This is a genomic window from Micromonospora sp. CPCC 206061, assembly GCF_036906915.1.
Lineage (GTDB): Bacteria > Actinomycetota > Actinomycetes > Mycobacteriales > Micromonosporaceae > Phytohabitans.
Genome location: NZ_JBAKHX010000007.1, coordinates 13080 through 31013 on the forward strand (window position 1 = coordinate 13080; position 17934 = coordinate 31013).

The window sequence follows — 17934 nt, forward strand, 5'->3', positions numbered from 1 at the left end:
GACGACCGGCGTCGGCCACTAGGCCCTGTCCTGTCGATCATGTCGAGCCGAGCCGAGGCGAGGTCCAGGCGGCGATCCGGTGGTGACGGGCCTAGTCGAGGTGGGCCAGCTCGGCGCGCCCGGTGACGCCGAGCTTCGGGTACGCCTTGTAGAGGTGGTGGCCGACGGTCCGTGGGCTGAGGAAGAGCTGTGCGGCGATCTCCTTGTTCGTGTGACCGGCGGCGGCCAGCCGTACGACCTGCAGCTCCTGCGGAGTCAACAGGGTGAGCGGGCCGCTGCGCCGAGGCTCACCGCCCCGAAGTCACCTTGGACGGATAGTTGCCGCTGCCGTCGGGGGCGAACTCGAACCCTGCACCCCATCGGGTTCAGCCCACAGATCCCCAAGCACCGCCCGGTCGAACGCGACGAGGAAACGGCCGCGACCTGGCGACGGGAGGCACCGGCGTGACCCTCGACCCGGACCCGCCGCCATAACCCTGACCATTCAACCTCTGTAGTAGCGCGAGCGCCCCGAGCCCGAGAAGCAGGCCGGTGAAGGCGCGGTCGGTGGCGGGTGGTGCCGTCAAGCCATCGAGATGGCGGTGCCAACTGTCCGCGTATCCCTTGAAAACGGCGGGGAATCGGGCCGCGAGCGACCCGCGGGCAGTGCGCAGCGCGGACCGGTTTCGGGTCCGAAGCCGAGCGTGCTCTGCCCTTGCTGCTGAAGCGTAACCGCGCGGTCCGCACCAGGTTTCCGGCGGCGGCCGCGCGGTACTGGTGATCGAGCCGGCCGTCGCGCAGGTCGGTCCAGCCGTCGCTGGTGCCGCGGAAGCCGTTCGAGGTCGCGCGCATGTCCGTCTATGCCCGAGCCGCCATGAGATAAGCCGTCGGAGGGTTGAAACGGATCAACGAACGTGCCACGATGCGGTGGTTATCGATGTGACCTCCTTGAATGTTGCGTGCACAGGGGGCTGGAGCATGAAACGCATCGCATCGTCCGCGCTGGTGACGGCGGCCGTGATTGCCACACTCGGCGCGGCTCCTGCGGCAGCCGCACCGGCACCATCCGTCGAGCCGTTGCTCGTCACCAGCATCGACACCAGTGCGGGCGGCACGGGGGCGCGCCTGTTGCTCGGTGACGTCACCGGCGACGGCCGCCTCGACGTCGTCACCATGCAGCCGACGTACTCCGCCGACGACCGGTTCATCGGCCGCCAGGTGCAGGCGCTGACCGCGTACGACTTCGGCACCGGCGCTCAGCTCTGGCAGGTGGGCACCCCCGATCCCCGGGTCACCAACAACGGCACCGACATCCCCGCCGAGATCTACGACCTCGATGGCGACGGCGACAACGAGGTGCTTGCCGTCATGGAGGGCGAGTTCCGGGTGTTCGACGGGCAGACCGGCCAGCTGGTGCGGGCGTTTCCGGTGCCCGGCCCGAACGCGTGGGACACGTTCGTCATCGCCAACTTCCGCGGGCTCGACCGTCCTCGCGACATCGTCTTCAAGGACCGGTACAACCAGGTCTGGGCGGTCGACGACCAGGGCAATCTTCTGTGGACGCACACGGGCGTGGTCGGCCACCGGCCGTATCCGCACGACTTCGACGACGACGGTCGGCAGGAGCTGCTGGCCGGGTACGACTTCGTGACGCCCGACGGCGAGTTGGTGTGGACCGCCGACATGGCCGACCACCCCGACTCCATCGGAGTCGGCGACATCGACGGCGACGGGCGCGAAGACGTGGTGTTCGGCGGCGCGGGGCTGGGCGGCGACAGCACCAACGCGTACCGGTCGGACGGCAGCGTGCTGTGGAAGAACCTCGACGCGGTCGAGGCGCAACAGGTTGGGCTCGGCGACTTCCGCCCCGACCTGCCGGGCCTGGAACTGGCCGGACTCGACCGGGTCGACCGCACCGCCACGACCGGCAGGGACTCGCTGTACCTGGTGTCGTCGACCGGCGAGACGCTGTGGAAGGAGCAGCGCTCCACGCTCGGCTGCTGGGGCAGCGTGGTGGAGCCGCTGCACAACTGGGACGGCACCTATCGCGACCTGCTGCTCGCGTGGAACCGGGGCTGCGGCGAGGTAGCCGGCATCTGGGATGGCACCGGCCAGCGGATCGCGACCTTCCCGGTCGACGGGCGGATGGTGCGCGGTGACATCTGCGGCGACGACCGTGTCGAGGTCGTCGACTACGTGATGGGCAGCCGGGCGTACCTGTACGCCAGCGGGGCGTGCGACCTGGCCGCGAAGGTGACCGGCCGGCCCCTGCCACAGGCCAAGAAGCTCTACAACTACACCCGCTACACAGCGGAGGAGATCCCGCTCGACCACGCGGAGGGGCGGCGGTGGACACCGGTACGCGGGGCGCGGCAGCCCGCCTGGCGGGTCGACCTGAGCCGGCTGCGTGAGTTGACCGGCGTCGAGTTCGACTTCGCGACCCGGCACGCGGTCGGATACCGGGTGGAGGCCTCGGCGGATGGCCGGCGCTGGACTCCCATGGCGTCGGGCACGACCGACCGCACCGGCGCGGGCAGGGTGGAGTTCACAGGGCTCGGCCGCTACGTCCGCGTGACCGTCGACCGATGTGGCCCTGGGGCCGGCGGCGACTGGACTGAGGAGCGCAGCGACGAGGGAAGGAGCCGCCTTTCAGGCACCGGGGTCGCCAACCAGTTCAGCACCGCGCGGCTGACCAGCGGGGTGGTGTTCGGCACACGCTAAGAACGCTTACTCTATACGGTGTAGAATGAAGGTGTGAAGATCACCTCCTCCGCGGTGTCGCTCAATGTCGAGGACGTCGCCGCGTCCAGCAGTTTCCTGATCAACCACTTCGGATTTCGCGAGGCGATGTCCGCCGACGGGTTCGCGTCACTCACGCGGGACGACGCGGGGATGAACGTCATCTTCCTGCGCCGCGGGCTCCCGACCCTGCCGGCCGACCAGCGCGACGACCACGCCAGCGGGCTGATCCTCGCCTTCGAGGTCGACGACCTCGAAGGCGAACTGGCCCGGCTCCAGGCCGAAGGCGTCACCATCACGATGCCGCTGACTGCCGAGGAATGGGGTGAGCGCGCCTTCCAGGTGCGCGACCCGAACGGTGTGATCGTCCAACTCGTGGACTGGAAAGGCACCACGTCCCAGTGAAGCGTCGCTGATTTGACAACAGTCGCGCCTGCCACCCCTTACCGTGACAGTAAGGGGGGTGGGCGCGATGGCCATACGGATCGCGACGTTCAACGCAAACAATCTCTTCTCCCGCTGGTCATTCCAGACCGAGCTGGCGCGTACCGTCGATCAGAAGAAGGTCGCGACGCTGACAGCGGCCGACGGCGCCGCCGAAACCGTCGCCGAACACGCCGCGACCACCGACGAGCCGGCCTCCGCGCCCGACGTCATCGAGGTCACCCTGCCCGACGGCACCGAGCTGTCCGGCGTGCTGCGCACCTTCCGCGGCAAGCTCGTGCGCGGCAAAGATCCGAAGGCCCGAGCCTGGATCGCCCGCCGCATCCACGCCCTCGACGCCGACGTCCTGTGCCTGCAGGAGGTCGAAGACCAGAACGCGCTCGACGTCTTCCACCGCGATGACCTGGTGCCCCTCGGCATCCGGTACCCGTTCCGGATGGTCGTCGAAGGCAACGACCCCCGCCGCATCGACGTGGCCATCTGCTCCAAGCTGCCGATCACGCGCGTCAGCTCGTGGCGGTTCTGGCCAGACCCGACCGGCGACGCGGTGTTCGGGCGCGACCTGCTGCAAGCCGAGATCATGGCGCCGGACGGCAAACCGCTGCGCGTCTTCGTCAACCACCTGAAGAGCAACTTCATCACCGACGAGTTCCGGCTCACGCCCGCGCAGGTCGAAAAGGAGCGGGAGGAGATCGCCGAGCGCCGCACCCTCCAGGCCAAGGCGATCCGGACGATCCTGCGCCGCCAGCGCCTGGAGACCCGCATCGTGCTCACCGGCGACATGAACGACGCCCCCGACGCCCCCACCCTGTCGCCGCTGAGCGACCTCGGCCTCACCGAGAAGATCAGCGACGGCACCGCCGTCGCCGGCCCGAACCGCAAGGGTGTGTTGGTCGACGACGCGTTCGGCAACCTCAGCGACCACATGTGGACCAACAGGCACCGCGCCAAGGGCGTGGTCAGCTTCAACCTGTACGACCAGATCTGGACTAGCCCCGATCTGACCGTGGCGGCGGCACACGTGATGCGCCGCACGCTGATCGGCGGGGACGGCTCCGACCACGACCCCGCCTGCGTCGACGTGGAGCTGTAGTCTCGCGCCTCACACCCCGGTATTCCTCCGCCGGGTTGGGTAGTTGTACCAGGCATGAAGATCGGAATTATCGGCTCCGGCCACATCGGCGGCACGCTCACCCGCCGCTTCCAGGACCTCGGGCACGACGTCACGATCGCCAACTCGCGCGGCCCCGAGACGCTCAGGGACCTCGCGCAGGAAACCGGGGCGACCGCTGGCACGGTGCAGGAGGCCGCCGCGGCGGGCGACGTCGTGGTGATCGCCGTACCGGTGCGGTCGGTGCCGGATCTGCCCGCCGAGGCCTTCCACGACAAGGTCGTCGTCGACGCCAACAACTACTACCCGCAGCGCGACGGCCACATCGACCCACTGGAGGACAAGTCGCTGACCTCCAGCCGCTGGACGGCCGAAGGCCTACCCGGCGCCAAGGTCGTCAAGGTGTTCAACAACATCAAATCCGGCCACCTGCTCTCGCACGGCCGCCCAGCGGGTGACCCGGGACGCATCGCGCTGCCGGTCGCCGGCGACGACGAAACCGCCAAGCAGACCGTGATGGCCCTGGTCGACGAACTCGGCTTCGACCCGGTCGACGCGGGCACGCTCGACGAGAGCTGGCGGCAGCAGCCGGGCACGCCCGTGTACGGCACCGACCGCGACGCCGCCGGCGTACGCCAAGGAATCGCGTCCGCTAAGCCGTAGGTGGCACCGTCTCCCCTGGGCTGGGCGGCCCCGGCGGGCTCCCGCTGCCGAAGGGCCGCCCGCCCAGCGCCTCCCGACCGTGCGGCGTCAGCCAGCCGGACAGGTCGGGACCAGCCGGCACGATGCCCGTCGGGTTGATGTCGCGGTGCACCAGGTAGTAGTGCCGCTTGATGTGATCGAAGTCGACGGTGTCCCCGAAGCCGGGCGTCTGAAAGAGATCCCGCGCGTACGCCCACAGCACCGGCATCTCGGTCAGCTTGTACCGGTTGCACTTGAAGTGGCCGTGGTAGACCGGGTCGAAGCGCACGAGCGTCGTGAAGAGCCGCACGTCGGCCTCGGTGATCGTGTCTCCGATGAGATACCGCTGGTCCTTCAGCCGGTCAGCCAGCCAGGCCAGCCGGGCGAAGAGCCGCTGGAACGCCTTCTCGTACGCCTCCTGGCCGCCGGCGAAGCCGCACCGGTACACGCCGTTGTTGACGTCGGCGAAGACCACCCGGTTGACCTGGTCGATCTCCTCACGCAGCTCTTCCGGGTACAGGTCCGGAGCGCCGGGCCGGTGGTGCGCCCGCCACTCGGTCGACAAGTCGAGGGTGATCTGAGCGTAGTCGTTGGTCACCACCTGACCGGTGCGCGTGTCGACCATCGCCGGCACCGTGATGCCACGGTCGTAGTCGGGATACCGCGCGAAGTAGGCCTCCTGTAGCCGTTCGATCCCGAGCACCGGGTCGCGGTGGCCGGGATCCAGGTCGAACGTCCAACTCCGGGAGTCGTGGGTCGGTCCGGCGATGCCCATCGACAGCACGTGCTCCAGCCCCAACAGCCGGCGCACCACCACGGCGCGGCTCGCCCACGGGCACGCCCGGCTGACGATGAGCCGGTACCGGCCCGGCTCGACCGGATACCCGTCCCGGCCGTCCGCGGTGATCCTCGTGGCGATGTACCGCTGATCACGGGTGAACTCCCCGCTGCTGACATATTGGGCCGTCATACGGCAATGGTTCCCCGTCGTTCAGGCCCGGACACCACGCTGGCGCTGTTCTTCCCATCTCTCCAGGATTTGCGCCATCTCAGCCTGCATGAAGTGGAAGAAGTCGCGCATCTCAGCGACCCGGCGCCCAGGGGCGGTGGTCTCGTCGCCGACGACCTTCACACCCTCGGAGACCACATCCGCGATCTTCTGGTAGGCACCGCTCCTGACCATGCTGGCCACGTACCAGGTGTCGTTGGGCATCCGATAGACGTCGCGGCGGGATCCTGGCACGGGCTCGCGCACGATCAGGCCGATGTGCGCGAGGTAGCGCACCGCGCCGGAGATGGCGGCCGCGCTCACACCGAGCCGGTCACCGATCTCGCCAGCGGTGAGGCCGGGCTCATCGGCGGCCATCAGAGCGCCGAGCACTCGGGCGGGCATCCGGGGAAAGCCCAGGTCGGCGAAGGTCATGGCGAAGTGCTCGACGAAGCGGCGAACGGCTACCTCGTCGCGGCCACCCTCGGTTCGCATGCTTTCCATCCTTCACCAGGTTGTGAAGATCACGATACCGACCGCGAACATTAAGAGCCAACAAACCAAAACGAGCGCCCACGGATGGGCGCTCAAGATTCACTTCGAGGACTACGCCCTCGGCCACGGCAGGAGCAGATCGCTGAAGTCGCTGGCCCAGCCACGGCGGCACCTGCCGCTGACTCCCATTCCCGATCGGGACGCGGCGGCCGGGCAGGCGCACGACTCGGTGCACCCGCCCGCTGCGCCACGCCCGCCGCGTGATGTTGAGGCCGCTACTTCCGCACGCCGGTCGCGCTGAACTCCTGTACGCCGACGCTTCCGTTCTGGTTGCTGTTGCGCACGTAGAGCCGGATGTTGGTGGTGGCGACGTCGGCCGGCGGCCGGTAGACGACCGGCGCCGCCGTGTTGATCGCCTGGTAGGGCATGATGTCGATCCAGGCGTTCTGGCTGGCGCTCCACCGCTGCACTTTCCAGTGGGTGGTCATCCAGGTGCAGCAGTTGTCCTGCTGGATCGTGAAGGCGAACCGCTCGTAGTCGGCGCCGAGATCGAACTGCACCCAGGACTCGTTCACGCTGGAGCTTGCCTCGCCGGTCTCGGTGACGCCGTCCCAAAGCTTGCCGAGGCCGCTGTCCCAGGCACTGCGCTGCGACACGGTGGAGTGGTCGGCCAGGTTCTCCCTGGGCACCTTCCACCGCAGCCCGGCGTACGCCGGTTCCAGGCCCGCCTGGTTCATGATGGTCCGCGCCTCGGCCGGCCACGCACCATCTGTCACCACATGCGGTGGCCCGTCGCCGTCGTAGATGGCCCCGCTGAGCCAGTTGTTGGCGAAGTCGGTGTAGTTGTGCGAGGCGTACACCGACAGGGGCTGGCGGTAACGCGGGGAGAAGTCGAACCGCCCGCCCTGCCCGACGTTGTAGTCCCAGCGGGTCTGGTGACTCTGGTTGTCGCTGTAGTAGTTCGCGGTCGATGTCGCGTGGTGCACATAGTTGTGGCTGAACACGCTGCCCGGCCACGAACCGAACGAGTAGACGGCCCCCGAGTCGTGCACCCCCCAGGACACCTTGGACGTGGCGTTGTACACCTCGTTGTGGCTGAACGTCGTCTTGCCGATCCCGTCCACCCCGTCGAGGAGGCTGTACTCCTCCGCCTTGCGCTGATGGAAGCCCATGAATGCGGTGTCGTAGACGAGGTTGTGGGTGACCGCCACGTTGTAGGTGTTCATCAGGCTGATCCCGGTCGCCGGGAAGAAGTCGTCGCCGATGTCGGTCACGACGTTGTTGCTGATCGTTAGGTTCCTGGTGCGCTGGGCGCCGTTGACGTGCACGTCCATCCACCGGCCGGCGATGACGCCGGCGGCGGTCAGGTTGTGGAAAAGGTTGCCGGTGACGGTGACGGCCTCGGCCCCGGTCAGCAGCTGCAGTCCGCCGCTGCCCATCTTGCGCACGGTGTTGTTGGCGAACGTGATGTCCCGGGTGTTGGTCAGCTTGATCTGACCGGGCACCTCGCCGCCGTAGCCGTCGTGGTTCGGATCCTTGAAGGGGTCGTCCGCGTACTGCGCCTCCGCTTGCGTGCCGCCGATGAACCGGTCGCGAGGCAGCAGCCAGTTTCCGTGCTCGAACGTGATGCCGTCGAACGCGATCGCACTCGCCTTCGCGGACGGGCTGGACCCGGCCACGTTCACCAGCGTCTCCACCACCGGCACGTACGCCCCGGCCTGGTTGACGTCCTCTCCCGCCCGCGGGTAGTAGTACACCTTGTTCGCCGCCCGGTTCAGGTACCACTCGCCCGGGGAGTCCAACTCCTCGAACGCGTTGAGCACGTAGAAGGTGTCGTCGTAGTCCAGCGAGAAGCCGTCGTCGCGGTTCAGCCGCGCCTGGAAGTGCGGCTGTGCCAGGCGCACCCGCTTATTGGCGCCGCTCGCGCTGATGTCCACGACGGGGAAGTAGTCGATCTTGAAGCCGATCGCGATGTGCAGCAGCCGAATGTCGCGGACGTTGGTGTACGCCGGAACGCTGGCCGCCGGGAACTGCACGCCGTCGTAGGAGCGGGTCGGCCGCTCCGGGTTGGCTGGCGGGTTGGGGATCGACGCCTCATCGAAAAAGCCGTTGCCCACGATGCCCTTGCCCATCGCCAGCTGAGCCCGCCGGCCGCCGACGTAGAGCTGCCGGAAGTATTCGGCGTAGCCCGCCGACTCCGGCACGTCGGCCACGAAGTAAGGCCGGTCGGTTACCCGGGTCCAGCCCGTGACGGCCTTACCACCGTCAATGATGGGCGCCTCACCCGGATGCGCCCGGTAGACGACCTTGAACCCGTTGGAACCCGAGTCCGCCTCGGTCAGGTTGAAGGTGGCCGTCCGGGTATGCCGGCCCCCGCGCAGGCAGACGCGGAGGTCGGCCCGCATGTCCTTGTTGAGCCCGTGCTGTCGGATGTGGTCCCGCGCCCGTTCCAAGGTCGCCCAGGGGCGATCCGGTGAGGTTCCGGCGTTACCGTCGCTGCCCGACGCGGAGACGTAGAGGGTGCAGGGCGGTGCCGCGTGCGCCGGCCCGGCGGGCACCAGGCTCCCGGCCAGTACGACTCCGACGACGGTCGCCACGGCTGCTCGCCTACTTAGGTTCATGGCGTTCCACTCCTTGCTCGGCGGTTGCGGAAGGGCGGTGACCCGGATGGACGGCTACTCCTTCGTCGCCCCGGCGGTCATGCCGGAGACCAGTGCGCGCTGGGAGAAGAGGAAGACAATCAGGACCGGGATGCTGGTGAGCAGGGCAGCCAGCGCGAGCTCGGGCCGAAGGATCTCCGAGATACCGCTCGAGGCGTTGAACATCGGCGAGGCGGTCAACAGGTTGTTCAGCCCTACCTGGGCGGGATACTGCTGGCTGTCGGGCAGCATCACGAACGGCAGGAAGAAGTTGTTCCAGCTGTGCACGAAGCTGAAGAAGGCGACCAGAGCGACCACCGGCCGGGCCAAGGGCAGCGCGATCCGCCAGAAGACCATCCACTCGCTCGCGCCGTCTATGCGGGCCGCGGCCAGCAGGTCGCCGGAGACGGTAGTGGCGTAGTAGATGTAGGTCAGGTACACCCCGAACGGGAAGAACGAGAGCGGCAGGATGACGCTCAACCGGGAGCCGTCCAGGCCGAGCGCGTTCATCTCGAGGTATAGCGGCAGCACCAGGGTGGCGTTGGGCATCAGCATCACCATCAGGGTGGCCGTCAACAGCGCGACCCTCCCTCGAAAGCGGGCTGTGGCCAGCGCGTAGCCGGCGGGCACAGCGGTGACCAGCGTGATGGCGAGCGCCGAGAACGAATACAGCGCCGAATTGCCTACCCAGGTGACGATCGCGTGCGACTGGAAGTCGTACAGGTGCCGCCAGGTGGCCGCGAGGTCGTCCAGCGAGCCGAAGGTCAACGGAGCACCGTGCACGATTCCCGCGTCGCTTCGGGTTGGGGCGAGCAGCACCCAGACGATCGGCAAGGCGAAGAAGCACACGAAGACGCCGACTACGATCACCCAGGCGACCCGGGCGCCCACTGACGTCGCACCCGCCCTGTTCCGGCCGGCGGGAACCCGGCTCGCGATCGACGACGGGTTGGTCACGAATGGCCCCTCTCGAACAGCCCAGCCTTGAACACCGCGGCTGCGGCGCAGCCGAGGCTCAGCACGAGCAGGACGACCGCGATGGCCGCCGCGCCGTTGAAGTCGGCAGCGACGAAGGCGTATTGGTAGCTGAGTTGGTTAGGCGACCAGTCGTCGGGCACTTGTCCGAAGCTTGCCGTACCCACGAGTTGCGGTTCGACGAACAGCTGGGCCCCGCCGGCGAAGGCGAGGATCAACATGTACGCGATCCACTTACGCAACATCGGGATCTGTATCCGAAGTGCGGTCTGCACTGCGCCGGCCCCGTCGATCCGGGCCGCCTCGATGACCTCGTCCGGAATACCGTTGAGCGCGCCGTACATGATGACGATCCAGCTGCCGGCGCCCGTCCAGAAGGCGATGATCGTGAAGATCACCGGCAGATTCTCCGGCGCCACGACCTGTGCCGCGCTGCGCCAGCCGACTGCCCGCAGCACCGGACCGACCGGACTCGCGACCGGGTCGAGCAGGATCAGCCAGATCAGAACGCTCGACGCTCCGGCGAAAGCACCCGGCAGGTAGCAGACGAACCGGACCAACGCGCTCGTCCGCTTCAGCCGGCCGTGCAGCATCACGGCCAGCGTCACCACCAGCACCATCAGGCTGATGAGCCACAGGGTCAGGTAGAGCCCGATGTGGGCGAAGGCCGAGCCGAACCGGTAGTCGGCGAACACCCGAGTGAAGTTGCCCAGGCCCACCAACTGCCCGCTGGAGTTGGTCACCGACAGCCACAGGGCATAGGCCACCGGCACCACGCCGAACAGCAGCAGGAGAATCGTGTAGCCGGCCACGAAGAGGTAGCCGACACGGCCGCTGCCGACGCGCCGCCTGCGGGGCTTCGCCGCCCGGATACCGGGCCGGCTCGCGCCGACCCGGGCCTGGGGAGTCCCGGTCGCCACCATCGATCAGTTGACCTTGTAGCCGAATGCGGTGGCCTTGTCGACGATCGCCTGCTGCCACACGTCCATCTGCGATGAGACGGACTTGCCGGCGGAGAGCGCCGGCACCATGGTCGCGGCGTAGATCGCCTCCTGGCTGTACAGCGTGCTGACCGCCCACTTGGTCCAGATCCGCGGGGCGGCCTGTTGCAGGACCGGGCCGATGTCGTTGGCGTAGTAGCCGGACGCCTGCTGGGCCGCCAGCCAGCCGGTTGCCGCAGGGCCGTAGGCGGGGTAGGTCGCGGCGGTCGCCGTGTATCCGGGGTCGGTGGTGACCCAGGTGGCGAAGTCGACGGCGGCCTTGAGGTTGCGACTGTGCGAGGAGACGAACCACATCCCCCCGCCGACGGCGCCGGTCCAGGTCTCGGCGTCCGCCGCGAACTTCAGCGGTGCAGCGGCCGCGATCTCTCCCTTGGGGGTGTGGTAGCCGGCGTTGAACAATGCCTGGCCGTACCAAGCGGGCCCCGGCATCATGAGGATCTTGGCGGCCTGCTCCTTGATGAAGCCGGTGTCCCACTTGTTACGGGTGCCCAGCACACCGGCACTCAGCAACGGATCGAGCAGCTGCGCCATCCTCGTGCACTTGGGGTCCCGGAGGTCGACGGTCACCGTCTTGTCCCCGGTGAGAACGCTGACCGGGCACTGGCTGCCCCAGAAGTACACGTGTGGCGTAGTCGGGCTTCCCACCTCACCGACCAGATATCCCGGGTGCTCTTTGCCCACCCGCAGGCCCAGTTGCTGCCACTGCTCCCAGGTCGTGGGGACCTGGTAGCCGAACTGATCCATGAGCTTCTTGTTGTACCAGAGCACGTTCTGGGCCAGATCGTTGCGCAGGCAGTAGACCTTTCCGCCCACTGTGCATTGGTCGAGCGCGCCCTTGACGTACCCGTCGAGCACGGACCTGTCGACCAGCGTGTCAAGTGGAGCGGCGAACGGGGTCGCCCCCGTGGTCGCCCAGGCGAGGTCCTGGACGTTCGGCCAGACAACGTCGGGCCACCCTTCACCGGTACGGTCGAACAGCTCGATCTTGGTCCGCAGCTCGGTGCTTCCGTTCGCGCCGCCGCTGTAGGTGACCGCCTTGACCTTCACCTCCGGGTGCGCCTTGCGGTAGGCGTCGACCGCGGCGGTCCGGGTCGCGTCCACCCACACAGTGATCTCGCTCGACGGATCCTGCGGCGCCGGGCTGAACGGGCCGGCGGTGGCCTGCGGGGCGCCGGCCCGGTTGGGGTCGGCGTTCGCGCAGGCGGTGACCAGCAATGCGGCCGTCATCACGGCCACCAGCGCACGGGCTCGACGCGGGCCTGGCCTGGTCGGCGGGGTAATCATGTATTTCCTCCCAGGAATGGTCATGTCGTCGTGGCGATGCGGGAAGCCGGTCACGGGGCGCATACGTACTCCTCGAGCGCGGCGGGATACGCCGGCCCGGGTGCGAGGCCGATCCCGTGGTCGCGGGGCGCCAGGACCGAGCCGTCCGGTTCGATGCCCGGTTCCTTGCGCACGGGGTTGGCGGTCACGAGGGACTCGTAGTAAGTGGTGTTGGGGATCGCCATACACAGGTGCCGGGCCGACTGAGTGTTGCCATGCACCTCGGCGCGCAGCCGGTAGGCGTCCGCTAGATGGGCGATCCGCATCGCACCGGTCATTCCGCCGCGCAGGGCCGCACTCGTCCGGACGTAGGTCGCGCAACCGGCAGCGAGGAAGTCGGCCGTGCTCAGATGCACACCGGGGATCGTCTCGGCCACGTTGAGCGGCACGCCGACCCGCTCGGCGAGCCACCGATACGCCGTGATGCTGTACTCCCGGATCGGTTCCTCGTACCAGAGGTAGCCGCACTCGGTCAGGGCGTCGCCGACCTGGACAGCGTCCGCGAGGTCGAACGCCGCGGAGCCGTCGTACATCAACGGAACGTCCGGACCGACGTGCGCGCGCAGCGCCTGGATCAGCCGGATGTCGCGATCGCGATCACCCCAGGCGTGCAGCTTGATGGCCGGATAGCCGAGCGCCAAACACTGATCCGCGACGTCCAGGTACTCCTCGATCGAATCGAAGGTCACGGTCGACGCGTACGCGGGGATGCGCGTGCGGTAGCCGCCGAGCAGTTGCCAGCACGGGGCGCCGTGCACCCGCCCGGCCAGGTCCCACAGCGCTGTGTCGACGAGGCCGAGCAGGTGAATAGGCAGATACTCGGTGCGGTCGACGTTCCAGAGGCGCTCCCACAGCCACTCGCGCTGCAACGGGTCGGCGCCGACCAGTTCCGGGCGCAGCACACGGTCGACGAGATCCCGCAGAACGACGGCGGAGCCCGGCTTTTGCGCGGTCGCCACACCGGTCGCGCCCGTGTCGGTGCCGATGCGGATGATGCCGACCTGTCCGCCGGACCCGCCGCGCAACCCGTCACGCCACCGGAAGGGCGGATCCGGAGCGGCGACGTCGGTAGAGAAGGCTTCTACGTGGGTGATGCGCACGGTGACTCCGGTCCTGGGCGGGGGCGGCACGGCATCTGCAGTCAATGAAGCTGGTACATCTTGTGCGAGGCGTACAACATACCAGTCATTAATCGCAATGAGTAGGACCCATCTTGGACATGATCGCGGCAGCGATGGACTCCAACATAGGGCATATCATCCGCTTTTGTCCCTTGTGGGGCGGTGATGAGGCAGGCGCTCCTTCGGCACGCGCTGGACCGCGGGGATTATTAACCTGCTTCATTTGAAGCAGATGGAGCAAGTCTTGGAAAGTCGAGAACGACAGATATCTGCCTGTGGTCGTGCCCCCGTGCTTGCGGTCAGTACGACCGGAAGACTCGCCGACCGATCTCCGCCTGGTAACTCAGGCGGGTGCGCTCGACGTGCGCCAGGGCCGCAAGGCCTGCCTGTTCGGCGTCTCCGCGTCGGACGGCCTCGAAGATCTGACGGTGTTCCGCCAAAGCGGTGGCCACCGGACCACCGCTGAATCCGCCGAACGCCGCCGTCACCACCCGCCGCTGCAGACCCTGAACGGTCGCGATCGAGTCGAGCAAGAACCCATTGTGGGCAGCCCTGGCGACGGCACAGTGGAAGGACTCGTCGGCGGCCGCCATCACCCTCGGATCCGCAGCCTCCAGCGACCGGGCATACGCCTCGAGGGCGTCGTCGATGGCAACCAACTCGCCCGGCGTGGCCCGCTTCGCGGCCAGGCCGGCCGCAGCCTGTTCCTGCACCCCTCGGAACTCGAACATATCCATGATGTGGGCAATGTCAGTCGGCACGAACCCGGCCACCGGCGACACCGGCGCGTCCGCCGGATCGGCGACGAAGATGCCCCGCCCGCGCTGCGTGCTGATCCGGCCGGTGGCCGCGAGAGTCTTCAGCGCGTCCCGGGTGATCGTGCGGCTGACACCGAGGATCTCGGCGAACCGCGCCTCGGTGGGTAACCGGTCACCCGGCACGAAACCCTGCTCGGTGATGAACTGCAGGATCCGCTCTGCCGCCCGGGAATAACCCGGCCGGTAGGTGGCCTCCTCATCCGCCTCCGGTACGAACGTCTCGACCTTGTCGTGACCCGTTGCACCCACCGGATGAGTATGACTCATCACACGGTCCGCCCTCATCGAGCCACATCGCCGGCGCCGTGCCGCACCATGCCCCAGGCTCCTTCACGGCGCGGAAGCCGCAGCCGTCCCGGAGCCGACCAGCGGTGTCGTCCCAGCCGCCGATGAGGTAGTCCAGGGCGCGGGTGTCCGGCCCCACTGGCCGTCCGAACCGGCCATGCCTTTATGGCTGCGCGGGCCGAAATGGCGCGGCCATCCAATCCCGTTGCGGCAGGTGCGGGCCGGAGGCGGTGCCGTTGAGGTCGCCGCCGCCGACGACCGGCAAGCTTTGGCCGCCCAGGTGAGGGCGCGTTACCGATGGGGCGGCCGGATGCGACTGGACGGCGCGGTGGGAAGGGATTTGGGCCCGGCGGCGTAGGGGAACCGACAGCAGCTCACGGTCGTCCACGCGGAGATCCGGGCTTCGACAAGCAACTGTGCCAGTTCGTGGTGACCTTCCCCGACGCGTTGGGCGCCGCTGGCAGAGCACCGGACGGCTGGAGTGGTGGCGCCGCTATGGCCGAGCCTCGCTGTTGGCGCGGTCACCGATCTGGCCGTGCACGAGGTACGGCTTGCAGCAGTGATCGCAGCAGTTGTGCGGCGGTGTCGGCGGACACTTCGCCAGGTGTGCTCGTGATCTGGGCGGCCAGTCCGTCGACGAACGTGTGCAGGAGCGCCGCCCAGAGCTCGACCTGGGCATCAGAGTGCTGGAGCGTGGCCTGGCTCGGTTCGTGGGTCGTCTCGTGTCCGCGCATGGCGGCGATGCATTGGCGGTACAGCGCCCGTTGGTCTTTCCATGTCACAGAGCCTCCTTCTGGAGGGTGTTGACGCTCCCATTCCACGACCGCCGACCACAGCGCGTATTCCTCGCGCCGCTCGGCATCGAACGGCAACATCTCCTCCACGATCGAGGCGATCCGTTCGACCACCGAACCTTGAGGCCGAGGCCGCTGGACGCGTGGGATGACCCGTCGGCGGAGGGTCTCTGTGGTGGCCTGTACGACATAGGCCTGCAGTTCGTGCTGGTTGCTGAAGTAATGCCGCAAGGACCCGGTGGACCAGCCGGCTTCGGCGGCGACTCCGCGGACCGTCACACCGGCAAGGCCCTCACGAAGGATCACCCGGATGGCAGCCTCGCCGATCTCGGCCCGTCGCTGGTCATGATCGACGAGTCGAGGCACTCCTCTATGTTAACACGGCCGTGTTAGCATAGTTGACACGGGCGTGTCATTAAGGTCGTTGACTCGCGACAGGAGCCGGGTTTGTCGATCGCGACGGTTGGGGCGGTGCTCGGACGGGCCCTGCTCGACACGCTGAGTCCCAGCATCACCGGCACGGGGGCGCCCGCCGCGCGGAAGGAGCCGGGAGGATGACGCTCGACAGACGAGGCCGCAGGACCGCCCGCCACAGCCGGCCGGGCCGGTGTGCGTGCTGATGGGCGAGAGCGAGCAAGGCAGATACCTCATGGTGTGGCGCGGGCTCGTCGTGATCCTGGTGGGTCTTGCCGTGGTAGTGACCGTGGCGGTGGCCTGGCTCGCCGCGGGTGCCGCGTTCTTCGCGACGGCGATCCTCAGCAGCGAGGTCGGGTTGTTGTTCGGCGTCGCCGTGGTGGCATGCCTGGCCGTCGGCACGGCCGGGGCCTGGCTCGCCGCGCGGCTGCTACGCCGAGCCAGACCGCGGCGGTGGGGCATCGCCGTCGGCGCTGCCGCGAGCACCGGTCTGGTCATCGCGGCCATACTGACGGTGCTGCGCCCCCTGCCGAGTACCGACGCCAGGCAACCGCCCGAGGTACCGGCCGGGGTCCGGTACTGGACGTTGTCGACCGGTTCCCGACTCGCCTACCTCGAGATGCCCGCGGCGGGTAGGCCGGAGCCCACGCCGATCGTCGTCGTCGGGGGCGGACCCGGCGAAGCAGTCGTCTCCAATGCCGCACAGGTCCGGTACCTCGGGCAGCTAGCCCGCCTGGGCTACCCCGTGTACGTCTACGACCAGATCGGCGCGGGGCTCTCGTCCCGGCTGGACGATCCGGCCGGATACACCGTGAGGCGCCACGTCGCCGACATCGAGGCGATACGCCAGACGCTTCGCGCGGACCGGCTGGTCCTCATGGGATCGTCCTGGGGCGGCAGCCTGGTCGCGCGCTACCTGGCACGCCATCCCGACCACGTCGCCAAGGCGATCTTCACCTCACCCGCGCCGATCGACTACGCGCAGTGGCCCGACGCCGGCTCCGTATCCTCCCGTCTGCCGCCACGGCAACGCGAGCAGGCGGAGGACCTGCTGCCCGGCTCCCCGCGGTTCCTGCTGTGGTACGCCCTCGGCGCCGTCAACCCTCAGGCGGCTCACCGGCTGGTGCCCGACGGGGAGGCAGACGCCTACTTCGACACCTACCTCGATCTGGTACAGCCGGCCACGGTGTGCGATCCGGCGCACCTGCCCGACCAACATGTGACGGGTAACGGCCTGTACGACAACGTCTTCACGACTCCCGACGCGAGAACCACACACACCCAGGCCGAAGCGCGCCAGCTGCTAGCACGCAACCACACCCCCGCTCTGATCCTCGCCGGCGGATGCGACTACATACCCTGGGCAGTGACCCGGCAGTACACGACGACATTGCCCAACTCGACGCTGGTGTGCCTCCCTCGCGCCGGCCACGTGATCTACCTCGACGAGCCCGCGGCGTATCTGAACGTCGTCACGGCATTCCTGCGCGACGCGCCGCTCCCGGTGCCACCCTGGAAGAGGCCGACACCATGCCGTTAACCAACCAGCAGGAACAGACCGCCGCCGCCGCTGGCAGCGCTGCCCACGCACCAAGCGTGCCTGGATCTACTGTCGTGTCTTGGTCGACCGCCGTCTTACCGGGAGCCTCACCTCTCATCTAGCGACGGCACGCCGATACCGACCCTGACCAGCGCCGCGACGGTGGAAAGGTTCACTGCGCCAAGTCGCCCGTTTCAGGCTGGGCGACGTCACGCAAATGCCGATTGTGCCGCGGTTCCTGTCTGGTCTTCGCGTCGGTCAGACGCCGACGCAGATCGTCACGAACGTCCATGACCGCTGCGTGCAGGTCCTCCTCGCTCGAGGTGGTGACGATCTTCTCGCGCCCGCCGATCCAGCACTCCAGGGTGACCTTCTGGCCGCGGGCCTCGCGGTCCTTCACCGAAATCTCCAGCTCCGTCGCATCGGCGTGAAACGACGCAAGCCGGGCATCCAGGGTGCCGAACTGCTCGGCAATCCAGTTGCGGTCACCCTGAGAGAAACCGGCGCCCACGCGCAGGCACTCCTGGACTGTGGCCGGCTTCGCGACAGCGCTCATCGGACCTCCTAGATGCGGTAAGAACAATCAA

At 68.1% G+C, this 17934-nt stretch carries 17 protein-coding genes and 1 pseudogene; 6 read left to right on the top strand and 12 right to left on the bottom strand.

Annotated elements, in window-relative coordinates; genetic code table 11:
- Window positions 1-91: 91 nt before the first annotated feature.
- Window positions 92-259, bottom strand: coding sequence for a helix-turn-helix domain-containing protein (locus V6V89_RS08035; RefSeq protein ID WP_334618353.1), 168 nt, complete (start codon window positions 257-259; stop codon window positions 92-94).
- Between V6V89_RS08035 and V6V89_RS41650 the strand changes: the two genes are divergently transcribed.
- The gene (locus tag V6V89_RS41650) at window positions 212-448 is read left to right on the top strand and encodes a winged helix-turn-helix domain-containing protein (protein WP_442935092.1); all 237 of its coding nucleotides are present in this window, start codon (window positions 212-214) and stop codon (window positions 446-448) included. The two genes, V6V89_RS08035 and V6V89_RS41650, sit on opposite strands and share 48 nt — an antisense overlap.
- 257 nt (window positions 449-705) lie before the next feature.
- On the opposite strand, the pseudogene V6V89_RS41655 reads toward V6V89_RS41650, so the two are convergent.
- Window positions 706-831 (bottom strand): annotated as a pseudogene (locus V6V89_RS41655) (hypothetical protein); the annotation flags it as partial.
- 126 nt (window positions 832-957) lie between these two features.
- Here V6V89_RS41655 and V6V89_RS08045 point away from each other — a divergent pair.
- The 4 genes from V6V89_RS08045 to V6V89_RS08060 all read left to right on the top strand — a co-directional run bounded on the left by V6V89_RS08045 (window position 958) and on the right by V6V89_RS08060 (window position 4936).
- Window positions 958-2700, top strand: coding sequence for a discoidin domain-containing protein (locus V6V89_RS08045; protein ID WP_334618355.1), 1743 nt, complete (start codon window positions 958-960; stop codon window positions 2698-2700).
- A 33-nt stretch (window positions 2701-2733) separates the two neighbouring features.
- Window positions 2734-3123 carry a VOC family protein gene (locus tag V6V89_RS08050; RefSeq protein ID WP_334618356.1) on the top strand — a complete coding sequence of 130 codons (390 nt, stop codon included), beginning with the start codon at window positions 2734-2736 and terminating at the stop codon, window positions 3121-3123.
- 67 nt (window positions 3124-3190) lie between these two features.
- Window positions 3191-4255 (top strand): endonuclease/exonuclease/phosphatase family protein, encoded by a 1065-nt coding sequence (locus V6V89_RS08055; RefSeq protein ID WP_334618357.1) that lies wholly within the window; start codon window positions 3191-3193, stop codon window positions 4253-4255.
- 54 nt (window positions 4256-4309) lie between these two features.
- Complete coding sequence (locus V6V89_RS08060) at window positions 4310-4936, top strand: NADPH-dependent F420 reductase (RefSeq protein ID WP_334618358.1); 627 nt, start codon at window positions 4310-4312, stop codon at window positions 4934-4936.
- Here V6V89_RS08060 and V6V89_RS08065 read toward each other — a convergent pair.
- The 9 genes from V6V89_RS08065 to V6V89_RS08105 form a co-directional block, all read right to left on the bottom strand.
- Entirely contained in the window at window positions 4926-5924 is a 999-nt protein-coding gene (locus V6V89_RS08065; protein WP_334618359.1) for a glutathione S-transferase family protein, read from the bottom strand. The two genes, V6V89_RS08060 and V6V89_RS08065, sit on opposite strands and share 11 nt — an antisense overlap.
- Window positions 5925-5945: 21 nt before the next feature.
- On the bottom strand, window positions 5946-6437 hold the full coding sequence (locus V6V89_RS08070; RefSeq protein WP_334618360.1) for a GbsR/MarR family transcriptional regulator: 492 nt from the start codon (window positions 6435-6437) through the stop codon (window positions 5946-5948).
- A 275-nt stretch (window positions 6438-6712) separates the two neighbouring features.
- On the bottom strand, window positions 6713-9058 hold the full coding sequence (locus V6V89_RS08075; RefSeq protein ID WP_334618361.1) for a right-handed parallel beta-helix repeat-containing protein: 2346 nt from the start codon (window positions 9056-9058) through the stop codon (window positions 6713-6715).
- A 54-nt stretch (window positions 9059-9112) separates the two neighbouring features.
- Complete coding sequence (locus V6V89_RS08080; RefSeq protein WP_334618362.1) at window positions 9113-10033, bottom strand: carbohydrate ABC transporter permease; 921 nt, start codon at window positions 10031-10033, stop codon at window positions 9113-9115.
- A complete protein-coding gene (locus tag V6V89_RS08085; RefSeq protein ID WP_334618363.1) occupies window positions 10030-10974 on the bottom strand; it encodes a carbohydrate ABC transporter permease in 945 nt (314 codons plus the stop codon). The genes V6V89_RS08080 and V6V89_RS08085 overlap by 4 nt, the downstream gene beginning before the upstream one ends.
- A gap of 3 nt (window positions 10975-10977) precedes the next feature.
- Window positions 10978-12279 carry an ABC transporter substrate-binding protein gene (locus tag V6V89_RS08090; protein ID WP_334618364.1) on the bottom strand — a complete coding sequence of 434 codons (1302 nt, stop codon included), beginning with the start codon at window positions 12277-12279 and terminating at the stop codon, window positions 10978-10980.
- 107 nt (window positions 12280-12386) lie between these two features.
- Window positions 12387-13475, bottom strand: a complete 1089-nt coding sequence (locus V6V89_RS08095) for an enolase C-terminal domain-like protein (RefSeq protein WP_334618365.1) — start codon at window positions 13473-13475, stop codon at window positions 12387-12389.
- Between the two features lie 320 nt (window positions 13476-13795).
- The gene (locus tag V6V89_RS08100) at window positions 13796-14563 is read right to left on the bottom strand and encodes a FadR/GntR family transcriptional regulator (RefSeq protein ID WP_334618366.1); all 768 of its coding nucleotides are present in this window, start codon (window positions 14561-14563) and stop codon (window positions 13796-13798) included.
- Between the two features lie 557 nt (window positions 14564-15120).
- Window positions 15121-15759, bottom strand: a complete 639-nt coding sequence (locus tag V6V89_RS08105; RefSeq protein WP_334618368.1) for a TetR/AcrR family transcriptional regulator — start codon at window positions 15757-15759, stop codon at window positions 15121-15123.
- Window positions 15760-16012: 253 nt separating this feature from the next.
- On the opposite strand from V6V89_RS08105, the gene V6V89_RS08110 reads away from it, so the two are divergent.
- Window positions 16013-17347 carry an alpha/beta fold hydrolase gene (locus tag V6V89_RS08110; protein WP_334618369.1) on the top strand — a complete coding sequence of 445 codons (1335 nt, stop codon included), beginning with the start codon at window positions 16013-16015 and terminating at the stop codon, window positions 17345-17347.
- 172 nt (window positions 17348-17519) lie between these two features.
- Here the strand turns inward: V6V89_RS08110 and V6V89_RS08115 are convergent, their stop codons facing one another.
- The gene (locus V6V89_RS08115) at window positions 17520-17903 is read right to left on the bottom strand and encodes an HPF/RaiA family ribosome-associated protein (RefSeq protein ID WP_334618370.1); all 384 of its coding nucleotides are present in this window, start codon (window positions 17901-17903) and stop codon (window positions 17520-17522) included.
- Between the last annotated feature and the right edge of the window lie 31 nt (window positions 17904-17934).